Origin of the sequence: Pseudomonas fluvialis, from assembly GCF_002234375.1 — a bacterium.
GTDB classification, from domain to species: domain Bacteria; phylum Pseudomonadota; class Gammaproteobacteria; order Pseudomonadales; family Pseudomonadaceae; genus Aquipseudomonas; species Aquipseudomonas fluvialis.
Genome location: NZ_NMQV01000022.1, coordinates 52,147 through 72,782 on the forward strand (window position 1 = coordinate 52,147; position 20,636 = coordinate 72,782).

The window sequence follows — 20,636 nt, forward strand, 5'->3', positions numbered from 1 at the left end:
GATGAAGCGTTGGTTGTGTGTGCTGGCCTGTGTCTGGCTGGCGGGGTGTACGGGTGTGCAGGTGGAAGACTATGCCGACCAGCAGCCGCGGCTCGATCTGCAGCAGTTCTTTGACGGGCCGGTGGAAGCCTGGGGGATGTTCCAGAACCGCTCGGGCAAGGTCATCAAGCGCTTCCATGTGCAGATCGACAGCCGCCGTGACGGCGAGCGGCTGATTCTTGATGAGCGTTTTACCTACAGCGATGGCAGCACTGACCGGCGTGTCTGGACGCTGACGCCGGATGGCCAGCAGGCATGGCGCGGGACGGCGGCGGACGTGGCCGGCGAAGCGCGTGGCGAACTGGCCGGCAATGCCTTTCGCTGGCGCTACAGCCTCAACCTGCCGGTTGATGACCAGGTGTATGTGGTCCACTTCGATGACTGGATGTACCTGATTGATGAGCACACCCTGGTCAACCGTGCCAGCATGCGCAAGTTCGGTATCGAGTGGGGGCAGGTCACCCTGTTCTTTCGGCGGCAAGTGCAATGAGCAGCCTGCGCTCACTGGGGCCAGCCTACCGGGCACTGGTGATTGGCAGTAGTGGTGCGCTGGGCCAGGCCTTCTGTGCAGCCCTGCGCGCTGACGAGCAGTGTGTACTGCTCCGTGAGCTGTCGCGGCACAGCGATCCGCCGCTCGACTTGCAGGATGCGCCAGGTATTGCCGAGGCGGCCCGCCGGCTGGCCGAGGAAGCGCCCTATCAACTGATCCTGGTAGCCAGTGGCGTGCTGCACGACGCGACCATTCGCCCGGAAAAGTCACTGGCGGCGCTGGATGCCGAGGCGTTGCAGACGGTGTTCCAGATCAATGCGCTGGGTCCGGCGCTGTTGCTCAAGCACTTTCTGCCCCTGCTTGATCCACAGGGTGCCATGGCGCTGCTCTCGGCACGGGTGGGCAGTATCGCCGACAACCGCCTGGGTGGCTGGTATGCCTATCGCGCCTCCAAGGTGGCGCTGAACATGCTGGTGAAAACCGCGGCCATCGAGCTGGCCCGTCGCAAGCCGCGGGCACGCCTGCTCAGCCTGCATCCGGGCACGGTGCAGTCGAAACTGTCGCAGCCGTTCAGTGGCAGTGCGGCGGCTCGTCCGGCCGCGCAGGCGGCAGCACAGTTGCTGGCGTTGATCGATCGCAGCGAGCCGGCCGACAGCGGTGGTTTCTTTGCCTATGACGGCCAGCGCATTCCCTGGTAAGTCGGCCTTCCTATCGAATTATTCGATGTTCTTGGCGCAGTTTTTCCACTTATTTTTCATTCTGGCTCGATGGATTATGCGCGCATCGCTGAATGTGCTGAACCGGAGCCTGCCATGATCGAACGTCGTCCCTACGCCAGCCTGGGGCATGCCCAGCACGGCTGGCTGGAAGCCCGTCACCACTTTTCCTTTGCCGATTACCATGATCCGCAGCGCTTGCATTGGGGACGCTTGCGGGTCTGGAATGACGACTGGATTGCCCCGCACAGTGGTTTTCCCGCGCACCCGCATCAGGACATGGAGATCATCACCTATGTTCGCGAGGGGGCGATCAGCCACCGCGACAGCCTGGGCAACCAGGGCCGCACGGCCGCAGGGGATGTGCAGGTAATGAGTGCCGGCAGTGGCATCGTGCACAGTGAATACAACCTGGAAGATCAGCCGACACGCATCTTCCAGATCTGGATCATGCCCGAGCAGCGTGGCTTGCCGCCGTCCTGGGGCAATCGCCCTTTCCCGCGTGGCGAGCGCAGCGGGGCGTGGGTCGTCCTGGCCAGCGGCCTGCCCGGTGATGACCAGGCACTGCCAATCCGCGCCAATGCGCGGGTACTGGCCGCCAGCCTGGCAGCGGGGCAGACATTGCAGTACAGCCCGCAGGCGGGGCGCAAACTGTACCTGGTGCCGGCACTGGGTACGTTGGAGGTGAATGGCGTGCGCGCCGAGTGCGGTGATGGTCTGGCGATTGCCGGAGAAGAGCTGCTGCAGATTAGCGCACACGCAGCGAGCGAGATCGTCCTGGTGGATGCCGCCTGAGTTTCAGCAGGCGGTTTTGCCACTGCCGCTTAGCACTGGCTACAGGTCGATGGGTTATCTGCCAGGGTCTTGCGGAACTGTTCATAGCCGCCGGCGTTGCGCACATGGCGATAGCCCAGTTGCCGCAACTGGTCTTCGGCGATGGACGAGCGACGGCCACTGCGGCAATAGACGACGATCGGCGTCTGTTTGTCCGGCACCAGGCTGGCGATGCGCTCGGCAATCTGCTCGTGGGGCAGCAGCAGGGCGTTGTCCAGCGCCCCGCCGGCAAACTCTTCGGCACTGCGCACATCGATCAGTTGGCTGTTTTCCTGTTGCAGCAGGGCCAGTGCGCCTTGTTCGTCCACCGGGCCGGCCAGCGCCAGGCTGGTGTAGCTGAGGGTCAGGGCGCAGGCCAGGCGGGTGATCAGGCGAGTTTTCATGGTGGATACTCCGGGTAGTTCTGTGGCAGGTTAAGCCCAACAAGGCGTTCTGCCAATCCTTGTCATCCAGCCTTCTTGTTGCTGTCGTCAGGTTGTCATCGACCTGTCCTGCAATGGCGGGCAGCCCACTGTGAAGCAGGACTGAGATGAGCCAACGCCACCCGCTACTGAAGAAATGCCTGTTTCCCGCCGCCGGTTATGGCACGCGCTTCCTGCCGGCGACCAAGGCCATGCCCAAGGAGATGCTGCCGGTGGTGAACAAGCCGCTGATCCAGTACGGGGTGGAAGAAGCCTTGCAGGCTGGCCTGCATGAAATCGCCATGGTAACCGGGCGTGGCAAGCGTGCCCTGGAAGATCATTTCGATGTCAGCTACGAGCTGGAACAGCAGATTCAGGGCAGTGACAAGGAGCGCTACCTGTATGGCATTCGCCATTTAATCGAACACTGCAGTTTTTCCTACACCCGCCAGGTCAGCATGCGCGGCCTGGGGCATGCGATTCTCTGCGGTCGCCCGCTGATTGGTGACGAGCCTTTTGCCGTAGTGCTGGCGGACGATCTCTGTCTGAACCTGCAAGGGGATGGCGTGCTGGCGCAGATGGTCCAGCTGTACCGGCAGTTTCGCTGCTCCATCGTGGCCATCGAGGAGGTGCCGGCGGCCGATACCCATAAGTACGGCATTGTCGCGGGGGAGGCGATTCGCGATGACCTGCTGCGCATCCAGCACATGGTGGAGAAGCCCGAGCCGGCAAAGGCACCGTCCAACCTGGCGATCATCGGGCGCTACATCCTCACCCCGGATATCTTCGACCTGCTGGAGCAGACGGCGCCTGGCAAGGGCGGTGAAATCCAGCTCACCGATGCCTTGCAGCGCCAGGCTGCCGAGGGGTGCGTGATCGGCTACCGTTTTCGCGGCCAGCGCTTCGATTGCGGCAGTGCCGAGGGCTATATCCAGGCCAGCAATTTCTGCTTCGAGCACTTCTACCGCAAGGGCTTGTAATCAGTCGTCGTACCCCAGGTTCGGCGACAGCCAGCGTTCGGTCACCGCCAGTTCCTGGCCCTTGCGCCGGGCGTATTGCTCGACCTGGTCCTTGTCGACCTTGCCGACGGCAAAGTACTGCGCCTCGGGGTGGGCAAAGTACCAGCCGGAGACGGCCGCCGCCGGGAACATGGCGTAGTGCTCGGTGAGGAACACGCCGCTGCGGCCGGGTTTGCCGAGGTCGGCGGCCGGGTCGAGCAGGCGGAACAGCGTGGCCTTCTCGGTGTGGTCGGGGCAGGCCGGGTAGCCGGGGGCCGGGCGGATGCCGCGGTACTGCTCGCGGATCAGCGCCTCGTTGTCCAGTGCCTCGTCCGGGGCGTAGCCCCAGAACTCCTTGCGCACGCGCTGGTGCAGCCACTCGGCGCAGGCCTCGGCGAGGCGGTCGGCCAGCGCCTTGACCATGATCGAGTTGTAGTCGTCGCCGGCATCCTGGTAGGCCTTGGCCACTTCTTCGGCGCCGATCCCGGCGGTGGTGATGAAGCCGCCGACATAGTCGGTCACGCCGCTTTCCTTGGGCGCGACGAAGTCGGCCAGCGACAGGTTGGGCTTGCCGTCGGGCTTGATGTTCTGCTGGCGCAGGTGGTGCAGGGTGGCCAGCGGCTGGCCGTCATCGCCGTACAGCTGGATGTCGTCGTGCTGCACCTGGTTGGCCGGCCAGAAACCGAACACCGCGCGGGCACGGATCAGCTGCTCGTCGATCAGTTTGTCGAGCATCGCCCGCGCATCGCTGTACAGGTTGCGCGCCGCCTCGCCGATGATCTCGTCTTCGAGGATGCGCGGGAATTTGCCGGCCAAGTCCCAAGAGACGAAGAAGGGGGTCCAGTCTATGTAGTCGACCAGCTCGCGCAGGTCGATATCGTCCAGTACCTGCACGCCGGTGAAGCGCGGGCGTACCGGCAGGTAGCCGTTCCAGTCGAAGGCCGGCTTGTTGGCGATGGCCTCGGCATAGGCCAGGCGCTCGGTGCGCGAGGCGCGCGCCGAGGTACGCTCACGGACCACGGCGTATTCCTCGCGGGTCTTCTGCACGAAATCAGCCTTGAGCTCCTTCGACAGCAGGGTGGTGGCCACGCCGACCGCGCGCGAGGCGTCGGTGACGTAAACCACCGCATCGTGGCTGTACTGCGGGTCGATTTTCACCGCGGTGTGGGCCTTGGAGGTGGTGGCGCCGCCGATCATCAGCGGCAGGGAGAAGCCTTGGCGCTGCATTTCCTTGGCGACGAAGACCATCTCGTCCAGCGAGGGGGTAATCAGCCCGGACAGGCCGATGATGTCGCACTTCTCCTCGATGGCGGTCTTGAGGATCTTCTCCGCCGGCACCATCACGCCCAGGTCGACGATGTCGTAGCCGTTGCAGCCGAGCACCACGCCGACGATGTTCTTGCCGATGTCATGCACGTCGCCCTTCACCGTGGCCATGAGGATCTTGCCCTTGGCCTCGGGCTTGTCGCCTTTTTCCGCCTCGATGAAGGGAATCAGGTGCGCCACGGCCTGCTTCATCACCCGCGCGGACTTGACCACCTGCGGCAGGAACATCTTGCCGGCGCCGAACAGGTCGCCGACTACGTTCATGCCGGCCATCAGCGGGCCTTCGATGACTTCGATGGGGCGTGCGCACTGCTGGCGGCACTCCTCGGTGTCTTCGACGATGAACGCGGTGATGCCCTTGACCAGAGCATGCTCAAGGCGCTTGGCGACCGGCAGCGCGCGCCAGGCTTCATCCTCGACTTCCTTGACGCTGCCGTCGCCGCGGTAGTTGTCGGCGATGGCCAGCAGCGCCTCGGTGCCGTTCGGCGTGCGGTTGAGCACCACGTCCTCGACTTTCTCGCGCAGCTCGGCGGGGATCTCGTCGTAGATCTCCAGCTGGCCGGCGTTGACGATGCCCATGGACAGGCCGTTCTGGATGGCGTGGAAGAGGAACACCGAATGGATCGCCTCGCGCACCGGGTTGTTGCCGCGGAACGAGAAGGACACGTTGGACACGCCGCCGGAGCTGAGCGCATAGGGCAGCTCGTCACGGATAAAGGCGCAGGCCTCGATAAAGTCCACCGCGTAGTTGTTGTGCTCCTCGATGCCGGTGGCCACGGCGAAGATGTTCGGGTCGAAGATGATGTCTTCCGGCGGGAAGCCCACTTCATTGACCAGGATGTCGTAGCTGCGCTGACAGATTTCCTTCTTGCGCGCGGCGGTGTCGGCCTGGCCGACCTCGTCGAAGGCCATCACCACCACGGCGGCGCCATAGCGCTTGCACAGCTTGGCGTGGTGCTTGAACTGCTCGACGCCTTCCTTCATGGAAATGGAGTTGACGATGCCCTTGCCCTGGATGCACTTGAGGCCGGCTTCGATCACGTCCCACTTGGAGGAGTCGATCATGATCGGCACGCGCGAGATGTCCGGCTCGCCGGCGATCAGGTTGAGGAAGCGCACCATCGCCGCCTTGGAGTCGAGCATGCCCTCGTCCATGTTGATGTCGATCACCTGGGCGCCGGCTTCGACCTGCTGCAAGGCGACTTCCAGCGCCTCGCTGTAGTTTTCCTCGCGGATCAGTCGGGCGAACTTGGCGCTGCCGGTGATGTTGGTGCGCTCGCCGACGTTGACGAACAGCGAGTTGCGGTCGATGGTGAAGGGCTCCAGGCCCGACAGGCGACAGGCCCGGGGGATCTCCGGGATGACGCGCGGCGGGTACTTGGCCACCGCCTCGGCAATCGCCTGGATATGCGCCGGCGTGGTGCCGCAGCAGCCGCCGATGATGTTCAAGAGCCCCGATGCGGCGAATTCCTCGACCACTTCGGCCATCTGCGCCGGGGTTTCGTCGTATTCGCCAAAGGCATTCGGCAGGCCGGCGTTGGGGTGGGCGGACACATGGGTGTCGGCCTTGGCTGCCAGCTCGGCCAGGTAGGGGCGCAGCTCCTTGGCACCGAGCGCGCAGTTCAGCCCCACGGAAATCGGCTGGGCGTGGCGCACCGAGTTCCAGAAGGCCTCGGTGGTCTGCCCGGACAGGGTGCGGCCGGAGGCGTCGGTGATGGTGCCGGAGATCATGATCGGCAACTCGATGCCGTCCTCGTCGAACACCTGCTGCACGGCGAAGATCGCCGCCTTGGCGTTGAGGGTGTCGAAGATGGTTTCGATGAGGATCAGGTCGGCGCCGCCCTCGATCAGGCCGCGGGTCGCCTCGGTGTAGTTGTCCACCAGCTCGTCGAAGGTGACGTTGCGGTAGCCGGGGTCGTTGACGTCCGGGGAGATCGAGCAGGTGCGGCTGGTCGGGCCGAGCACGCCGGCGACGAAGCGCGGCCGCTCGGGGGTTTCCAGGGTCTTGGCATCGGCCACCTGGCGGGCGACGCGCGCGCCGGCGACGTTCAGCTCATAGGCCAGCGCCTCCATGCCGTAGTCGGCCTGGGATACGCGGGTGGCGTTGAAGGTGTTGGTCTCGAGGATGTCGGCGCCGGCATCCAGGTAGGCCTTCTCGATCGCGGCGATGACCTCGGGCTTGCTCAGCAGCAGCAGGTCGTTGTTGCCCTTGACGTCGCTCGGCCAGTCGGCGAAGCGCTCGCCACGGTAGTCGGCCTCGTCCAGCTTATAGCTCTGGATCATGGTGCCCATGCCGCCATCGAGGATCAGGATGCGTTCCTTGAGGGCTTGCTGGAGTGCCTGGAGGCGGGCGCTACGGTCGGACATCGGGTACTACCTGGCAGGGTGGAACAAAAGGTGGCGAATGATAGCAAGGTTGCATCGCTTCGCCGCATTCGGCAGATCATCATGAATCTAGCTCATGTTGCTGCAAGGGTAGCCTGTTAGACTGTGCGCCTTTGTCCTACCTGCGAGGATTTGCCATGTCCCTGTGTCTGCGGCGCTTCGCCGGTCTGCTCTGCCTGTCGCTCGCCTGGGCTGCCCAGGCCCTGGCCCAGCCGGTTTCCTACAGCCGGGATGTACAGCCGATCCTGCGCGACAAGTGTGTGGCCTGCCATGCCTGCTATGACGCGCCCTGCCAGCTGAACCTGGGGAGTGGCGAGGGGCTGTTGCGTGGCGCCAGCCAACAGGCGGTGTACAACGGTGGCCGTCTGCAGGCCCAGCAGCCCACGCGTCTGTATCTGGATGCGCAGGGCGAAGCGGCCTGGCGACGTCGCGGCTTTCATTCCGTGCTGCAGGCGCAGGATGGCCAGGCCGCCTTGCTGCAACGCATGCTGGAGCTGGGGCGTGAGCACCAGTGGGCAGACAACGCGCGCTTGCCGGATGACCTGGACATCGCCATCAACCGCGACAACCAATGCCCGACGCCGAGCGATTTCAAGCGCTTTGCCCGCCACAATCCCTATGCCGGCATGCCCTTTGCGGTCAGCGGGCTGGACGAGGCGGAATACGCCACCTTGCAGCGCTGGCTGGCCCAGGGCGCGCCAGTCGATGAACAGCCCTTGCAGCCCACGGCGCAGGAGCAGGCGCAGCTGGCCGAGTGGGAAGCCTTCCTGAATGCCCCCGGTGCCCGCCAGGGGCTGGTGTCACGCTGGTTGTACGAGCACCTGTTCCTTGCCCATCTGTATTTTCAGCAAGGCGAGGATCGACACTTCTTCCAGTTGGTACGTTCGCGCACACCGAGCGGCCAGCCCATCGACCCGATCGCCACGCGCCGGCCCAATGACGATCCCGGTACGCAGTTCTACTATCGCCTGTGGCCGATCCAGGGCGTGATCGTGCACAAGACGCACATTACCTATGCGCTCAGTCCAGGCAAATTGCAGCGCGTGCGCGAGCTGTTCTTTGCCGAAGACTGGCCCCTGCAGGCCGTGCCTGGCTATGGCGCGCAACACCGTGCCAACCCGTTCGAGACGTTCCAGGCCATCCCGGCACAGGCGCGTTACCAGTTCATGCTGGATGACGCGGAGTATTTCGTGCGCACCTTCATTCGCGGCCCGGTATGCCGCGGACAGATTGCCACGGATGTGATTCGTGATCATTTCTGGGCGCTGTTCCAGGCCCCGCAACGCGATCTGTACATCACCGACGCCAGCTATCGCCAGGCGGTGACGCCTCTGCTGGCCATGCCTGGGCAGTTCGATGACATCGCCGACCTGCCGGGCCTGTGGAGCGCCTACAAGAACAAGCGCAATGCCTATGAGGATGCGCGTCGCGCGGCCTATGCCGATGCCCCGGCGCCCAGCTGGTCGCAGTTGTGGATGGGCAATGACAATGCCCTGTTGAGCATCTTCCGCCAGCATGACAGTGCCTCGGTACGCAAGGGCCTGGTCGGCGCGGTGCCGCAAACCCTGTGGCTGCTCGACTACCCGCTGTTCGAACGCACCTACTACCAGTTGGTGGTCAACTTCGATGTGTTCGGCAATGTCTCGCACCAGGCACAGACGCGTCTGTACTTCGACCTGATCCGCAATGGCGCCGAGCTGAACTTCCTGCGCTTGATGCCGGCGGCTGCACGCCAGGCCTACCTGGACGACTGGTATCAGAACAGTGGCAAGCTGAAGATGTGGCTGGATTACAGCGCCGCCGACCTGCGCACACCGACGGCGCTGCACCTGCCGGGGAGCGACCCGCGCCAGGCTTTTGCCGAGGCGCTGCTGGAACGCGCTGGCACGCTGAATGCCCGGCCCGATCCGATCAACCGCTGTCGTGGCGCCTATTGTCATCGCCCCGGCCTGCCAGCAGCGCTGGCGGATGCCGAGCAAGCCCTGTCGCGCCTGGCGGCACGCCCGGCGGCCGGACTCAAAGTCATCGAGCAGCTGCCGGAAGCGACCCTGCTGCGTATCGACCTGGGCCAGGGGCAGCGGGAAATCTACAGCCTGCTGCGCAACCGCGCGCACAGCAACGTGGCGTTCATGATGGGCGAGAGCCTGCGCTACCAGCCGGGGCTGGACACCCTCACGCTGTACCCCGGGGTGCTCAGCAGCTATCCGAACTTCCTGTTCAACGTGCCGCTGGCGGAGGTGCCGGCCTTTGTCGAGGCCATGCAGCAGGCACGCGATGCCCAGGCGTTTGGCGAGCTGGTGGCGCGCTGGGGGATTCGTCGCACCCACCCGCAGTTCTGGCGGTATTTTCATGACCTGGCCGACTACATTGATGAGCACGAGCCGCGTGAATACGGGGTGCTGGATATGAACCGCTACCAGAACCTGTAGCGCCCAGGGATAGACCTACTGAAATTGTCGGACTTTTGCCCGCCCGGTGATTGGCGTACACTGCGGCCATCACTGCGAGGAGTAGCCATGAGCGCCATTACCGTTACCGAATCCGCCCAAGCCTATCTGGCCGACCTGCTGGCCAAGCAGAACACTCCGGGGATTGGTATTCGCATCTTCATCACCCAACCCGGCACCCAGTATGCGGAAACCTGCATTGCCTACTGCAAGCCGGGTGAACAGAAGGCTGAAGACACCCCGCTGGCGCTGGCCAGCTTCACTGCCTGGATCGATGCACTGAGCGAGCCTTTCCTCGATGAAGCGGTGGTTGACTACGCCACCGACCGCATGGGCGGACAGCTGACCATCAAGGCGCCGAATGCCAAGGTGCCGATGATCCGCGATGACAGCCCGATCAATGAGCGCATCAACTACTACCTGCAGACCGAGATCAATCCGGGCCTGGCCAGCCACGGTGGCGAAGTGAGCCTGGTCGATGTGGATGATGGCGTAGCCATTCTGCGCTTTGGCGGTGGTTGCCAGGGCTGTGGCCAGGCCGATTACACGCTTAAGGAAGGCATCGAAAAGACCCTGCTCACGCGTATCCCCGAACTCAAGGGCGTACGCGACGTCACCGACCACAGCAATCGCGAAAACGCCTACTACTGAGTGGCTGCGATAACGAAAAAGGCCAACCCCAGGGGGTTGGCCTTTTTCGTTATACCTGCGCGGGACTAGTCAACGGCTTCGCTCAGGCCTGCATGCTCCAGGGCTGCAGTTGTACACCTTCGGCGCACAGGGCACGGCGGGTCTGGTCGAGCAGGCTGGCCAGGGTGGCCGGATCGGAATAGTTGCTGCGGCTCAGTCGGGTGCGGCCCAGCAGGCGGGTGCTGTGACGGTCGATGACGCTCAGGTTCAGTTCGCCATTGCCTTCCTGGGGTGCCCAGGCAACGCATTGGTAAGGGGCAAAGGCGCGGTTGGCGATGATCAGGGCTTCGTTGATACGCAGGGTGGTGCTCATGGGGGCAAGTTCTCGCAAAGGGTCGTGGGGGCTGTGGCGCCATTGATACGCTGGCCGTTGCGGGATAGATGAGCGATGCGATCAAGAAAGTCACGGTGCGTCGGCAAAGCGCAACATCTTGTCGCGTTCTTGACCGAGCGGGCAGGCATCGGGCACTGCCGGCATATTCTGTTGCAGCTTCTTGTGCAGGCCGGGGCGGTCAAACTGCCGTGGATTGGGTATAAAGCACAGCTGAATAGTCACCTTGCCGCCGGAGTCGCCCATGCAGTCGTTTACCGCCGAACATCCCCCGCGCCTGACCCAGCTGCTGGGCTATGCCGGCCTGCTGCCTTTTATCGGTGGCGCCTTGGGCGTATGGCTGACGCCATTGGCCTGGCGCCCGACGGTGTTGTCCGCGCTGCTCGACTATGCCGCGATCATCCTGGCCTTCATGGGGGCGATTCACTGGGGGTTGGCCATGCGCGCCGAGCGCAAGGACACCCTGGCACTCACCCAGCTGGGCCTGTCCGTGCTGCCGGCAGGCCTGGGCTGGCTGGCCATTGTCGACATCATCCCGGCGGGCCTGGCCGTGGCCCTGCTGCTGTTCGGCTTTATCGCGCTGTACCTGGCTGACCTGCGTGCCGTGCGCCTGGAGTTGGCGCCGCGTTGGTACCCGGCGCTGCGCAAGCCGCTGACCCTGGGTGTGGTGCTGTGCCTGCTGGCTACCTGGCTGGGTGTCATGCTGGTTGGCTGAGGCGCATCAGCGTACAGGTGGGTTATCCACCGAGCAGGCAGGCGACCTGTTGCTCGGCCATCTGGCAACGTGCTGCCCAATGACCGGTTAGCTCACTGAATGGCAGGCCCTTGGCTTGCAGCCATGCCCGGCACTGCGTCTCGAAGCGCTGGCGTTGCGCTAGCAACGGCTGGCAGCGCTGGCCATCGGCCTGCCAGGGCATGCCATCGGCAGCCAGCAGCAGGTGCAGGTGGTACTGCCGTTGGCCGAGGGCAGCTTCCAGCCAGACCGGAGCCTGGCCAAACAGCGTGCGGCTCCACAACAGGTTGCTCAGCAGATGGGTATCGAGCAGCAACAGCGGCGGCTGCTCGGCGCGTGCCAGGTCTTCACGGCGCAGCTGTTCGCGGGCTATCGGCTCGATATCGGCGTAACAGGTGTCGCGTTGCACCTGCTCGATGTATTCGCGGACATATTCATCCACCCGCAAACCGCCAAACCGTTCCTGCAGGTGCGCCGCCAGGCGCGTTTTGCCGCTGGACTCCGGGCCGGTCAGTACCACGACCTTCACGGGCTGAGCGCCCGCTGCCAGCTGCGCCAGCCATGCAGGGCCAGCAGACAGAGCAGGCCGTAGAGCAGGGCGGTGAGGTACAGCGCCTGGTCGATGAACAGCGCCACATAGGCCACATCGACCAGCAGCCAGAGCGGCCAGCACTGCACCCGCTTGTGGGCCATCCATAGCTGGGCAAGCAGGCTGAAGGCCGTCAGCGCAGCATCCGACCAGGGGGCCGCGGCATCGCTGAAATGTGCCAGTCCATAGCCCAGTAGCAGGCTGCCGAGGCCGGCCAGCAGCAGCCCGCGCAACACCGGCCAGGGCGCCAGCAGGCTGACCGTGCTTGCCGGGCTGGCGCTGGCCGGGCGCCGCCATTGCCACCAGCCATACAGCTGGGTGATGGCGAATACGCCTTGCAACAGGGTGTTGGCATACAGGCGCGCCTCGAAAAATACCCAGGCATACAGCAGCACCATGACCAGGCCGAGCGGCCAGCACCAGGGGTTTTGTCGGGCGGTGAGGTAAACGGCCAGCACCCCGAGGGCGGCGGCAAAGGCTTCAAGCAGGGTCACAAATGGGCATCCAGCAAGGCGGGTCGGCGCGGCCGGCGATTGTAGAGCAAATCAGCGGGGGTTGGCGGGCTGCAGGCACAGGCTGTCGGCCTGGCGGTACAGCAACAGCAGCTTGCGGGTAATCGACTGACGAATGTCTTCGCGCTCGAAGTTGGAGAGCAGCGGCAGCTTGGCCAGTTGCAGGCGATGCAGGTGCAGATAGGGCAGTTGCTGGTCGAACTCGCGCAGGTCGCCCTTGACCAGCAGGGGGAGGAACTCGTCGCCCACTTTGCGCTGACTGTTGATGATCTGCGCCAGGGCCGGCTTGAACGGCATGCTGCGCGGAGCCAGGCGATTGCCGGGCAACTGGTTGCTGAGCAGCAGGCCGCTCTTGCCGAGCAGTTGCCCGGGCAGCACGCACAGGCCGGTCTTGCGTATCGCCTGCGCGGCAATGCCGTGCAGGGTGTCGTGGAAGGCGTAGGGGTTGGGCAGCACGACCATCTTGCGGCCCAGCTCCGCGGGGAAGTGCAGGCTGTAGTTGGTGTAGAGCTGCTCGACCGACTCCGACCACACGCACAGGCGGTTCTCGAACAGGCGGATGAAGCGCTCGGCCAGCTCGCGGCGTGCCAGGCTGTCCAGGTCCCAGATCAGGTCCGGATTGCCAGCCTGGCTGAGGTCGACTTGCTGGTGGAGCATCTCCATCGTCTGCGCGCCCTCAGATACGGAACTGCCGGAGGATTTGTCCCAGGGCTTCGGCCAGACGCGCCAGTTCCTCGCTGGCTTCGCGGGTCTGTTCGCCGGCCAGGGCTGTCTGGTGGGAGAGCCCCGCAGCCTGGGTGACGTTCTGGTTGATGTCCTCGACCACATGCGACTGCTGCAGGGTGGCACTGGCGATCGAGGCGTTCAGCCCGGTCAGGTTGCGCAGCGCCTGGTTGATCTGGGCGAGGTTTTCACCGGCCTGGCGAGCCTGCTCCACGGTCTGTTGCGAGGCGCGGCTGCTTTCATGGATGGCTTTGACCGCCGCTTCCGAGTTGCCTTGCAGGCGCTGGATCATGTCTTGAATTTCCGCAGTGGACTGCTGGGTACGCTGCGCCAGCAGGCGAACCTCGTCGGCCACCACGGCAAAACCACGGCCCTGTTCGCCGGCGCGGGCGGCCTCAATGGCCGCGTTGAGGGCGAGCAGGTTGGTTTGTTCGGCAATCGAGCGAATCACCTCCAGCACGCTGCCAATCTGGTTGCTTTCGCTGGCCAGCGACTGGATGACCTGTACGGCATCCTCGATGGTATGGGACAACTGGTCGATCTGCCGCAGGCTGCCCTGGATGCTGTTGTGACCTGCCTGGGCCTGTTCTTCGGCGCTGTGCACTTCGCTGGAAGCATGCTCGGCATTCTTGGCGACATCCTGCACGCCGTAGGTCACCTGATTGACTGCGGTGGCTACCAGCTCCATCTGTTGCGATTGCTGCGAGCTGACATGCTGGGCGTTCTGCGCGATGTCGTGCAGCGAGGTCGAAGCCTGGTCCAGCGCACCGGCCGACTCCAGCAGATGGCCGATCACCTGGCGCAGCTTGTGGGTGAAGGCGTTGAAGTGGGTGGCCAGTTCCGTCAGTTCATCGCGGCCATGGGTATCCAGGCTACGGGTCAGGTCGCCTTCGCCGCTGGCGATGTCGGCCATGGCGTGCACGGCTTCGGCGAGCGGGCGGGTAATGCTACGGCTGATCATCACCACCAGGCCGAGCAGCACCATGGCCACCAGCAGCAACATGAAACTGGCACGCAGCGCCAGGCTGGAGAATTCCGCCTCCACGTCGTCGACGTATACCCCTGAACCGATGATCCAGCCCCAGGGCTCGAAGAGCTGGATATAGGAAACCTTGGCCACCGGCTCGCTGGCGCCGGGCTTGGGCCAGTAGTAGCCCACCGAACCGGCACCCTGGCTGAGGGCGATACGCACGAACTCATTGAACAGTGGCTTGCCGGTGGGGTCCTTGATGCCGGAAAGATCCTGGCCATCCAGCTTGGGATTGGCCGGGTGCATGATCATGCGTGGCTGCAGGTCGTTGATCCAGAAGTATTCCTGGCCGGCATAACGCAGGTCGCGGACCATCTCCATGGCCGCCTGCTGAGCTTGGCTGCGGTCCAGGGTGCCTGCCAGCTCGAGTTTTTGATAGTGCTGCAGGATGCCCAGCGCGGTCTCCACCACATGGCGGGTCTTCTCGCTCTTGCCGGCATACATCTGTTCATGGGTTTGTCGTAGCAACAGCACGGCGGCCAGGATCAGCAGCGACAGGGCGATGGCGAGAATCATCCACAGACGACGACTGATGGCCAGATTGCGCAACATGTTCATCAGAGTATTCCTTGTTCTGTGCCCATCCTGCGGTGGGAGGGGCCGGTTGGGCCGCTAGGGCCTGTAACGAATCGCAAAATGACCTATTGGTCATTGCTGAAACTATCACGTTCCGCAGACAGGTGGCGCATTAGCCTTTGGCCGCGTCTGGGCGGCAACTCTGATAGCATTTCGGCCCCCGCTGGCGTGACTTGAGGTTTTTCGTCCCGCGTGGCCGGTTTCAGCGAACTTTTTGCACTCTGCGCAGCCCAAGCGGGCCGGCGCTGATTAACGCAAGTCGCCGTGCGCCTGGCCATGAGTCAGGGCGTCGCAAGGGCCTACAACGCTGCTGTTTTCGGTATAGCAGCCAATTTGTACACAAGGAGTTCCGATGGACCTGTGGTTGGCTTTTCAAGCCATTGTTCTGGGCATTGTCGAGGGGCTGACCGAGTTTCTGCCGATATCGAGTACGGGCCACCAGATCATCGTGGCCGATCTGATCGGCTTTTCGGGTGAGCGGGAGATGGCGTTCAACATCATCATCCAGCTGGCCGCCATCCTCGCGGTGATGTGGGAGTTTCGCCCGCGCATCATCAGCGTGGTGGCCGGCTTGCATCGAGAGCCTCAGGCACGGCGCTTTACCGCCAACCTGCTGATCGCTTTCCTGCCGGCAGCGGTACTCGGCGTGGCGTTTGCCGATCTTATTCACCATTACCTGTTCAACCCGCTGACCGTGGCGGTCGCACTGGTGATCGGCGGTGTGATCATGCTATGGGCCGAGCGCCGCGAACATCTGATCGAAGTGCATGACGTCGATGACATGCGCTGGAGTCATGCCCTGAAAGTGGGCTGCGCGCAGTGCCTGGCGATGATCCCCGGCACGTCGCGCTCGGCGGCCACCATCATTGGTGGCCTGCTGTTCGGCCTGTCACGCAAGACCGCCACGGAGTTTTCCTTCTTCCTGGCCATGCCGACCATGGTCGGTGCAGCGGTGTATTCGGGCTACACCTACCGCGAGCTGTTCCAGCCGGGCGACCTGCCGGTGTTCGCGCTGGGCTTTGTCACCTCGTTCATCTTCGCCATGCTGGCGGTCAAGGCGCTGCTCAAGTTCATCGCCAACCACAGCTACGCAGTGTTTGCCTGGTACCGCATTGGCTTTGGCCTGCTGATCCTGGCGACCTGGCAGCTGGGCTGGATCGACTGGTCCGGCGTGCAGGGCTAACCAGCCGTTGCAAAACCACCTGTTTTGCAACGGCCTGGCAACGCTGCCGGTGTGTCAGTGCCGCCAAAAGGCGCGGGTCACCAGCACCAGCACGGTGATGATTTCCAGGCGACCGAGCAGCATGCCGAAGGACAGCAGCCACTTGGCGCTGTCCGGCAGGCTGGAGAAGTTGCCGGCCGGGCCGATGATCGGGCCGAGGCCGGGGCCGACGTTGCACACCGCGGTTGCCGCGCCGGTCAATGCGGTGATCGGGTCCAGGCCGAGCATCGCCAGGGCGAGCGCCAGGGCGGCGATAGTCAGGGTAAAGAAGAACGAGAAGGTGAGGATCGAACGGACGATTTCCTCGTCGAGCGCGTGCCCGTTGTATTGCTGCTTGATCACCGCACGGGGGTGGATGAGCTGCATCAGGCCGCTGCGCAACAGGGTATAGGCCACCTGGATACGGAAAATCTTCAGGCCGCCAGTGGTCGAGCCGGAACAGCCGCCCATGAAGGTCAGGTAGAAGAACAGCATGAAGGCAAAGCCGCCCCAGGCGCTGTAGTCGCCTACGGCAAAGCCCGTGGTGGTGATGATCGACACCACGTTAACCGTGGCGATGCGCCAGGCATCGAGCAGCGCGTAGTCGCTGTTCAGCCACAACCACAGGCTGGTCACCAGGCTGATCAGCAAGACCGCGCCGAGATAACCGCGTACCTGTTGGTCACGGATAACTGCCTTGCGGTTGCCCCGCAACATGCTCACATAGAGCACAAAGGGAATTCCGCCGAGCACCATGAACACCACGGCGACCCAGTGCGAGGCGTTGCTGAAGTTGGCCAGTGAGGAGTCCGAGGTCGAAAAGCCCGCGGTGGAAACCGTGGTCAAGGCATGGTTGATCGCGTCGAACCAGTCCATGCCGGCCAGCCAGTAGCTGAGCACACAGGCCACGGTAAGGATCAGATAGACCACGGCAATCGACTTGGCGGCCATGTGCGAGCGGGGTACGACTTTCTCGCCCCAGTCCGATGATTCGGTCTGGAACAGACGCATGCCCCCCACGCGCAGCAGCGGCAAAATCGCCACGCCCATGGCGATGAAGCCGATACCGCCAATCCACTGCAGCAGGGAACGCCAGATCAGAATGCCTTCGGACATGCTGTCCAGGCCAACCAGTACCGTGCCGCCGGTGGTGGTGATACCGGACATGGTTTCAAAGAAGGCATCGGTAAAGCTCATGTGATGCAGGAAAATCATCGGCAAGGCGGCATAGACGCAGACCATCAGCCAGATCGAGGTGGTCAGCATGTACATGTCGCGCGGGCGCAGCTGGCTATCCTTCGGCTTGCCCTGCAGCACCATGGCCAGGCCACTGCTGAAGGTGATCAGTGCCGACCAGATGAATGCCTGCAGGTCCTCGGGATGCTCCATCAGCAGCAGGGTGGCCATGGGAACCAGCATCGCCATGGAGAGCGTGATGAGGAAAATGCCCAGGATGAAGGCAATGGTACGCAGCGTCGGCAAGGCCATGGAGACAGGCTCGCAGGAGAAGAGGGCGCCATTCTACCGGGCTGCCCTGCGCTGTAAACCGAGCGGTAACAATCAGCGGATCTGCCGCCAGGGCGAAAAAGGTTGGCCCGGAGCGGGACTTATCAGACTAAAATGCTGGGGTTTTCGCGCCAGTCGCCTGGAGTAACCCCGATGAATGCCCTCGATGCCTTGCTCAACCGCGTGTCGGTGACCCGTTTACTGGCGCCCGCGCCTACCCAGGCCCAGCGCCAGGTGATGTTCCAGGCGGCTTTGCGTGCGCCGGACCATGCGCAGCTGCGCCCCTGGCGCTTCCTGTGCATCGAGGAGCAGGCCCGCGAACGCCTGGGCGAGTTGTACGCCCAGGCCCTGCAGACCGAGCAGCCCGAAGCAACTGGCGAACAACTGGACAAGGTGCGCGCCATGCCGCTGCGCGCGCCCCTGCTGGTGGTGGTGATCGCCAGCCCGAAAGAGCATCCCAAGGTGCCCCGTATGGAACAACTGCTGTCGGCCGGCTGTGCCGCCCATGGCTTGTTGCTGGCGGCGCATGCCCAGGGTGTCGGTGCAGTTTGGCGTACCGGCGAGATGGCTTATTCCCCCGTGGTGGCACAAGGACTGGGCCTGACTGCGGGGGAAGAAATCCTCGGTTTCATCTACCTGGGTACCCCGGAAGGTAAATTGCGCACGGCGCCGCTGCTGGAACAATCCGACTTTGTCAGCGACTGGCCGGCTTGAAAGCCTATGCAGCGCACAAAAACGCGCTGCCTGGGGAACCGATGCGCGCAACCGCTGGTCGGTAAGGCGCTGTTCGTTCGATCACTGTTCAGGGGCGTGCCAGAGCCTTTGGGCAACGCGGCAAGCATGAAGAAAGGTGGCCAAGCGCCATCAGGAGCAAAGTTGACCGCCGCCGTCAAGCTTGGACAAAGAGTCAGCTTCAGGCAGAATGCCCGCGCAATTGAAGAGTGGCGTTCTAGACAGCTTTGCCGTGTTTTTCAGTGCACAAGTGTTACGTTTTGCTGCGCAGCGGGATGAGGATCGAGCAGCCCGCAAAACGCTCGTAGGTAGTCATAAACGAGCCCAGGACAGAGCAGTTAAAGGACTAACCATGCAACAGATCACCCATCATGGCGGAGCCACAGGCGTAACAGGCTCATGCCATCGTCTGCAGCTGAACGCGCAACAGGCCCTGCTGATTGATTGCGGGCTGTTCCAGGGCGCGGAAACCGCTCCTGAAGGCGGCGCGGCTGCCGGACGCCTGGCCATCGACTTCAGCGTGCAGGATGTGTGTGCCCTGGTGGCAACCCATGTGCACATCGACCATGTTGGGCGTATTCCTTATTTGTTGGCTGCGGGCTTCAAAGGCCCGATTCTGTGCAGCGAGCCTTCCGCGCGCTTACTGCCCATCGTCCTGGAAGATGCCTTCCGCCTGGGTATCAGCAGCGACCAGCAACAGGTCGAGCGGTTCATCAAGCGCGTAGCCAGTCAGCTACAGCCGTTGTCCTACAACCACTGGTTTACACTGCTCGACACCCCGCAACAGCAGGTGCGCCTGCGCCTGCAGCGCGCCGGGCATATCCTCGGCTCTGCCTATGTCGAGGTCGAACTGCACGAGCGTAGCCTGGGCCAGCGAGAGCGCGTGGTGTTTTCCGGCGACCTGGGGGCACCGTATACGCCTATCCTGCCGTCGCCCAAGTCTCCCTACAAAGCCGATACCCTGGTCATCGAAAGCACCTATGGCGATCGCCTGCACGAAAATCGCCGGCAACGTCGCCAGCGCCTGCAAGGCCTGCTTGAACAGGCGCTGCGTGACCAGGGTACGGTGCTGATCCCCGCTTTCAGCATCGGGCGTACCCAGGAACTGCTCTACGAACTGGAAGACATCATTCATCGCCAGGCCCAGGCGCCTCGCCGAGCCGGCAAGGAACAGGCAGCCACTGCGCTGGATTGGGCCAACCTGCCGATCATCCTGGATTCCCCGCTGGCTAGCCGCTTCAACCAGGTCTACCGCGAGCTGGATGAGTTCTGGGATGGCGAAGCCCATGCGCGTCTGCGCAAAGGGCGCCAGCCACTGGCTTTTCGTAACCTGCTGACCGTCGATAGCCATGCCAGCCACCAGGCCATGCTCAACCGCCTGGTACAAACCGCCCAGCCAGCGGTGGTGATTGCCGCGGGAGGCATGTGCAGCGGTGGGCGCATCGTCAATTACCTCAAGGCCATGCTGGGCGACAGCCGGCACAACATCCTGTTCGTTGGCTACCAGGCGGCCGGTACGCTTGGCCGGCAGATTCAGCAATACGGCCCGCGCGGTGGCTATGCCGAGATCGATGGCCAGCGCTACCCCATCAAGGCCCAGGTGGCCAGCGTAAGCGGCTACTCGGCACACGCCGACCAGCACGACCTGCTGCGCTTTGTGACGCGGATGCGTCACTGGCCCAGGCAGATCCACGTGGTACATGGCGACAGCGATGCCCAGCAAACGCTGAAGAAAAAGTTACAACTGTGTTACCAGCAGCGGGGTAGCAGCGTTCAAATCACAACCTCCGCCGATAGGGATGCGCGCCCATGAGCTACAGCAAGCTGCAAAACGCGGCCTGGTATCTTGCCCAGTGCAAGCCCCGCCAGGACGAACGCGCCCAGCAGCATCTGGAAAACCAGGGTTACACCTGCTATCGCCCGCAATATCGGCGCGAGCGCGTGCTGCGTGGGCGTTTGCAGGCGCAGATGGAGTCGCTGTTCCCCGGCTACCTGTTCATCCAGCTGGCCGGCGACAGCAACTGGTCGCCGCTGCGCTCCACTCGGGGGCTTAGCCGCATCGTGGCGTTCAATGGCCAACCGCACCCGCTGCCGGCCAGCCTGATCGAACAATTGCAACAGCGCCAGGCTAGTAATGAACAGGCGTATCTGCAGCCCGGCCATCGGGTACGCATTACCGAAGGGCCGTTCGCCGAGCTGGAAGGCATCTACCAAGGCATGAGCGGTGAGCAGCGCGTCATCGTTCTGCTCAACCTGTTGCAACAAACGCAGACCCTGGAGTTACCGATTACCAGCATCAGCAAAAACGCTTGAGCCTGTGCTCCCGCCTAATCGGCGTGGGGCAGGGCACAGGGCGGTGCGGCAGCTTCTGAAAAGT

General features: G+C 63.5%; 20 protein-coding genes and 1 pseudogene. 11 read left to right on the plus strand and 10 right to left on the minus strand.

All coding sequences use genetic code 11. The features are described from left to right. Window position 1: 1 nt before the first annotated feature. The 3 genes from CFY91_RS12010 to CFY91_RS12020 all read left to right on the plus strand — a co-directional run bounded on the left by CFY91_RS12010 (window position 2) and on the right by CFY91_RS12020 (window position 2,040). Window positions 2–529 carry a DUF3833 domain-containing protein gene (locus CFY91_RS12010; RefSeq protein WP_093986611.1) on the plus strand — a complete coding sequence of 176 codons (528 nt, stop codon included), beginning with the start codon at window positions 2–4 and terminating at the stop codon, window positions 527–529. Further along, window positions 526–1,227 carry an SDR family oxidoreductase gene (locus CFY91_RS12015; protein ID WP_093986612.1) on the plus strand — a complete coding sequence of 234 codons (702 nt, stop codon included), beginning with the start codon at window positions 526–528 and terminating at the stop codon, window positions 1,225–1,227. The genes CFY91_RS12010 and CFY91_RS12015 overlap by 4 nt, the downstream gene beginning before the upstream one ends. Window positions 1,228–1,341: 114 nt before the next feature. Continuing rightward, a complete protein-coding gene (locus CFY91_RS12020) occupies window positions 1,342–2,040 on the plus strand; it encodes a pirin family protein (RefSeq protein ID WP_093986613.1) in 699 nt (232 codons plus the stop codon). Window positions 2,041–2,069: 29 nt separating this feature from the next. Here CFY91_RS12020 and CFY91_RS12025 read toward each other — a convergent pair whose 3' ends face one another. Further along, on the minus strand, window positions 2,070–2,462 hold the full coding sequence (locus tag CFY91_RS12025; protein WP_093986614.1) for a rhodanese-like domain-containing protein: 393 nt from the start codon (window positions 2,460–2,462) through the stop codon (window positions 2,070–2,072). A gap of 146 nt (window positions 2,463–2,608) precedes the next feature. On the opposite strand from CFY91_RS12025, the gene galU reads away from it, so the two are divergent. Next, the gene (galU, locus tag CFY91_RS12030) at window positions 2,609–3,460 is read left to right on the plus strand and encodes a UTP--glucose-1-phosphate uridylyltransferase GalU (protein WP_093986615.1); all 852 of its coding nucleotides are present in this window, start codon (window positions 2,609–2,611) and stop codon (window positions 3,458–3,460) included. Here galU and metH read toward each other — a convergent pair whose 3' ends face one another. Then, on the minus strand, window positions 3,461–7,171 hold the full coding sequence (gene metH / locus CFY91_RS12035; protein ID WP_093986616.1) for a methionine synthase: 3,711 nt from the start codon (window positions 7,169–7,171) through the stop codon (window positions 3,461–3,463). It lies immediately after the preceding gene. A 155-nt stretch (window positions 7,172–7,326) separates the two neighbouring features. On the opposite strand from metH, the gene CFY91_RS12040 reads away from it, so the two are divergent. Then, complete coding sequence (locus tag CFY91_RS12040; protein WP_093986617.1) at window positions 7,327–9,618, plus strand: fatty acid cis/trans isomerase; 2,292 nt, start codon at window positions 7,327–7,329, stop codon at window positions 9,616–9,618. Between the two features lie 87 nt (window positions 9,619–9,705). After that, window positions 9,706–10,287 carry a Fe-S biogenesis protein NfuA gene (gene nfuA, locus CFY91_RS12045; protein ID WP_093986618.1) on the plus strand — a complete coding sequence of 194 codons (582 nt, stop codon included), beginning with the start codon at window positions 9,706–9,708 and terminating at the stop codon, window positions 10,285–10,287. A gap of 82 nt (window positions 10,288–10,369) precedes the next feature. On the opposite strand, the gene CFY91_RS12050 is transcribed toward nfuA, so the two are convergent. Together CFY91_RS12050 and CFY91_RS16030 are read right to left on the minus strand one after the other, a co-directional pair. Further along, window positions 10,370–10,639: a hypothetical protein gene (locus CFY91_RS12050; RefSeq protein WP_093986619.1), complete on the minus strand. Its 270-nt coding sequence runs from the start codon at window positions 10,637–10,639 to the stop codon at window positions 10,370–10,372. A 90-nt stretch (window positions 10,640–10,729) separates the two neighbouring features. After that, window positions 10,730–10,903 carry a hypothetical protein gene (locus CFY91_RS16030; protein WP_157825283.1) on the minus strand — a complete coding sequence of 58 codons (174 nt, stop codon included), beginning with the start codon at window positions 10,901–10,903 and terminating at the stop codon, window positions 10,730–10,732. On the opposite strand from CFY91_RS16030, the gene CFY91_RS12055 reads away from it, so the two are divergent. After that, entirely contained in the window at window positions 10,902–11,372 is a 471-nt protein-coding gene (locus tag CFY91_RS12055) for a DUF3429 domain-containing protein (RefSeq protein WP_093986620.1), read from the plus strand. The genes CFY91_RS16030 and CFY91_RS12055 overlap by 2 nt on opposite strands. Window positions 11,373–11,394: 22 nt before the next feature. On the opposite strand, the gene CFY91_RS12060 is transcribed toward CFY91_RS12055, so the two are convergent. The 5 genes and pseudogenes from CFY91_RS12060 to CFY91_RS16455 all read right to left on the minus strand — a co-directional run. Further along, the gene (locus CFY91_RS12060; RefSeq protein WP_093986621.1) at window positions 11,395–11,919 is read right to left on the minus strand and encodes an AAA family ATPase; all 525 of its coding nucleotides are present in this window, start codon (window positions 11,917–11,919) and stop codon (window positions 11,395–11,397) included. Beyond that, complete coding sequence (gene pnuC / locus CFY91_RS12065; RefSeq protein WP_093986622.1) at window positions 11,916–12,473, minus strand: nicotinamide riboside transporter PnuC; 558 nt, start codon at window positions 12,471–12,473, stop codon at window positions 11,916–11,918. The genes CFY91_RS12060 and pnuC overlap by 4 nt, the downstream gene beginning before the upstream one ends. Window positions 12,474–12,524: 51 nt before the next feature. After that, window positions 12,525–13,154, minus strand: a complete 630-nt coding sequence (locus CFY91_RS12070; RefSeq protein WP_093986623.1) for a hypothetical protein — start codon at window positions 13,152–13,154, stop codon at window positions 12,525–12,527. Between the two features lie 13 nt (window positions 13,155–13,167). Next, window positions 13,168–13,902, minus strand: coding sequence for a methyl-accepting chemotaxis protein (locus tag CFY91_RS16450; protein WP_371870527.1), 735 nt, complete (start codon window positions 13,900–13,902; stop codon window positions 13,168–13,170). Window positions 13,903–14,022: 120 nt separating this feature from the next. Continuing rightward, window positions 14,023–14,802 (minus strand): annotated as a pseudogene (locus CFY91_RS16455) (cache domain-containing protein); the annotation flags it as partial. 370 nt (window positions 14,803–15,172) lie between these two features. Between CFY91_RS16455 and CFY91_RS12080 the strand changes: the two are divergent. Continuing rightward, window positions 15,173–16,003 (plus strand): undecaprenyl-diphosphate phosphatase, encoded by an 831-nt coding sequence (locus CFY91_RS12080; protein WP_093986625.1) that lies wholly within the window; start codon window positions 15,173–15,175, stop codon window positions 16,001–16,003. 54 nt (window positions 16,004–16,057) lie between these two features. On the opposite strand, the gene CFY91_RS12085 is transcribed toward CFY91_RS12080, so the two are convergent. Then, window positions 16,058–17,509, minus strand: a complete 1,452-nt coding sequence (locus CFY91_RS12085) for a TrkH family potassium uptake protein (protein ID WP_093986626.1) — start codon at window positions 17,507–17,509, stop codon at window positions 16,058–16,060. 171 nt (window positions 17,510–17,680) lie between these two features. On the opposite strand from CFY91_RS12085, the gene CFY91_RS12090 reads away from it, so the two are divergent. From CFY91_RS12090 to rfaH, 3 genes are all read left to right on the plus strand, one after another. After that, window positions 17,681–18,241 (plus strand): nitroreductase family protein, encoded by a 561-nt coding sequence (locus tag CFY91_RS12090; RefSeq protein ID WP_093986627.1) that lies wholly within the window; start codon window positions 17,681–17,683, stop codon window positions 18,239–18,241. Between the two features lie 370 nt (window positions 18,242–18,611). After that, the gene (locus tag CFY91_RS12095) at window positions 18,612–20,072 is read left to right on the plus strand and encodes an MBL fold metallo-hydrolase RNA specificity domain-containing protein (protein WP_093986628.1); all 1,461 of its coding nucleotides are present in this window, start codon (window positions 18,612–18,614) and stop codon (window positions 20,070–20,072) included. Beyond that, on the plus strand, window positions 20,069–20,572 hold the full coding sequence (gene rfaH / locus CFY91_RS12100; protein ID WP_093986629.1) for a transcription/translation regulatory transformer protein RfaH: 504 nt from the start codon (window positions 20,069–20,071) through the stop codon (window positions 20,570–20,572). Before CFY91_RS12095 ends, rfaH begins: the two co-directional genes overlap by 4 nt. The last annotated feature ends 64 nt before the right edge of the window (window positions 20,573–20,636 follow it).

What these genes read in the sequence shown, in the direction of transcription:
- CFY91_RS12020 (WP_093986613.1), top strand. Translation starts at nt 1,342, where the DNA reads ATGATCGAACGTCGTCCCTACGCCAGCCTGGGGCATGCCCAGCACGGC.
- metH (WP_093986616.1), bottom strand. Translation starts at nt 7,171, where the DNA reads ATGTCCGACCGTAGCGCCCGCCTCCAGGCACTCCAGCAAGCCCTCAAG.
- CFY91_RS12010 (WP_093986611.1), top strand. Translation starts at nt 2, where the DNA reads ATGAAGCGTTGGTTGTGTGTGCTGGCCTGTGTCTGGCTGGCGGGGTGT.
- CFY91_RS12095 (WP_093986628.1), top strand. Translation starts at nt 18,612, where the DNA reads ATGCAACAGATCACCCATCATGGCGGAGCCACAGGCGTAACAGGCTCA.
- CFY91_RS12055 (WP_093986620.1), top strand. Translation starts at nt 10,902, where the DNA reads ATGCAGTCGTTTACCGCCGAACATCCCCCGCGCCTGACCCAGCTGCTG.
- CFY91_RS12090 (WP_093986627.1), top strand. Translation starts at nt 17,681, where the DNA reads ATGAATGCCCTCGATGCCTTGCTCAACCGCGTGTCGGTGACCCGTTTA.
- CFY91_RS12070 (WP_093986623.1), bottom strand. Translation starts at nt 13,154, where the DNA reads ATGGAGATGCTCCACCAGCAAGTCGACCTCAGCCAGGCTGGCAATCCG.
- galU (WP_093986615.1), top strand. Translation starts at nt 2,609, where the DNA reads ATGAGCCAACGCCACCCGCTACTGAAGAAATGCCTGTTTCCCGCCGCC.
- CFY91_RS12040 (WP_093986617.1), top strand. Translation starts at nt 7,327, where the DNA reads ATGTCCCTGTGTCTGCGGCGCTTCGCCGGTCTGCTCTGCCTGTCGCTC.
- CFY91_RS12050 (WP_093986619.1), bottom strand. Translation starts at nt 10,639, where the DNA reads ATGAGCACCACCCTGCGTATCAACGAAGCCCTGATCATCGCCAACCGC.
- nfuA (WP_093986618.1), top strand. Translation starts at nt 9,706, where the DNA reads ATGAGCGCCATTACCGTTACCGAATCCGCCCAAGCCTATCTGGCCGAC.
- CFY91_RS16450 (WP_371870527.1), bottom strand. Translation starts at nt 13,902, where the DNA reads ATGGAGCTGGTAGCCACCGCAGTCAATCAGGTGACCTACGGCGTGCAG.
- CFY91_RS12025 (WP_093986614.1), bottom strand. Translation starts at nt 2,462, where the DNA reads ATGAAAACTCGCCTGATCACCCGCCTGGCCTGCGCCCTGACCCTCAGC.
- CFY91_RS16030 (WP_157825283.1), bottom strand. Translation starts at nt 10,903, where the DNA reads ATGGGCGACTCCGGCGGCAAGGTGACTATTCAGCTGTGCTTTATACCC.
- CFY91_RS12085 (WP_093986626.1), bottom strand. Translation starts at nt 17,509, where the DNA reads ATGGCCTTGCCGACGCTGCGTACCATTGCCTTCATCCTGGGCATTTTC.
- rfaH (WP_093986629.1), top strand. Translation starts at nt 20,069, where the DNA reads ATGAGCTACAGCAAGCTGCAAAACGCGGCCTGGTATCTTGCCCAGTGC.
- CFY91_RS12080 (WP_093986625.1), top strand. Translation starts at nt 15,173, where the DNA reads ATGGACCTGTGGTTGGCTTTTCAAGCCATTGTTCTGGGCATTGTCGAG.
- CFY91_RS12015 (WP_093986612.1), top strand. Translation starts at nt 526, where the DNA reads ATGAGCAGCCTGCGCTCACTGGGGCCAGCCTACCGGGCACTGGTGATT.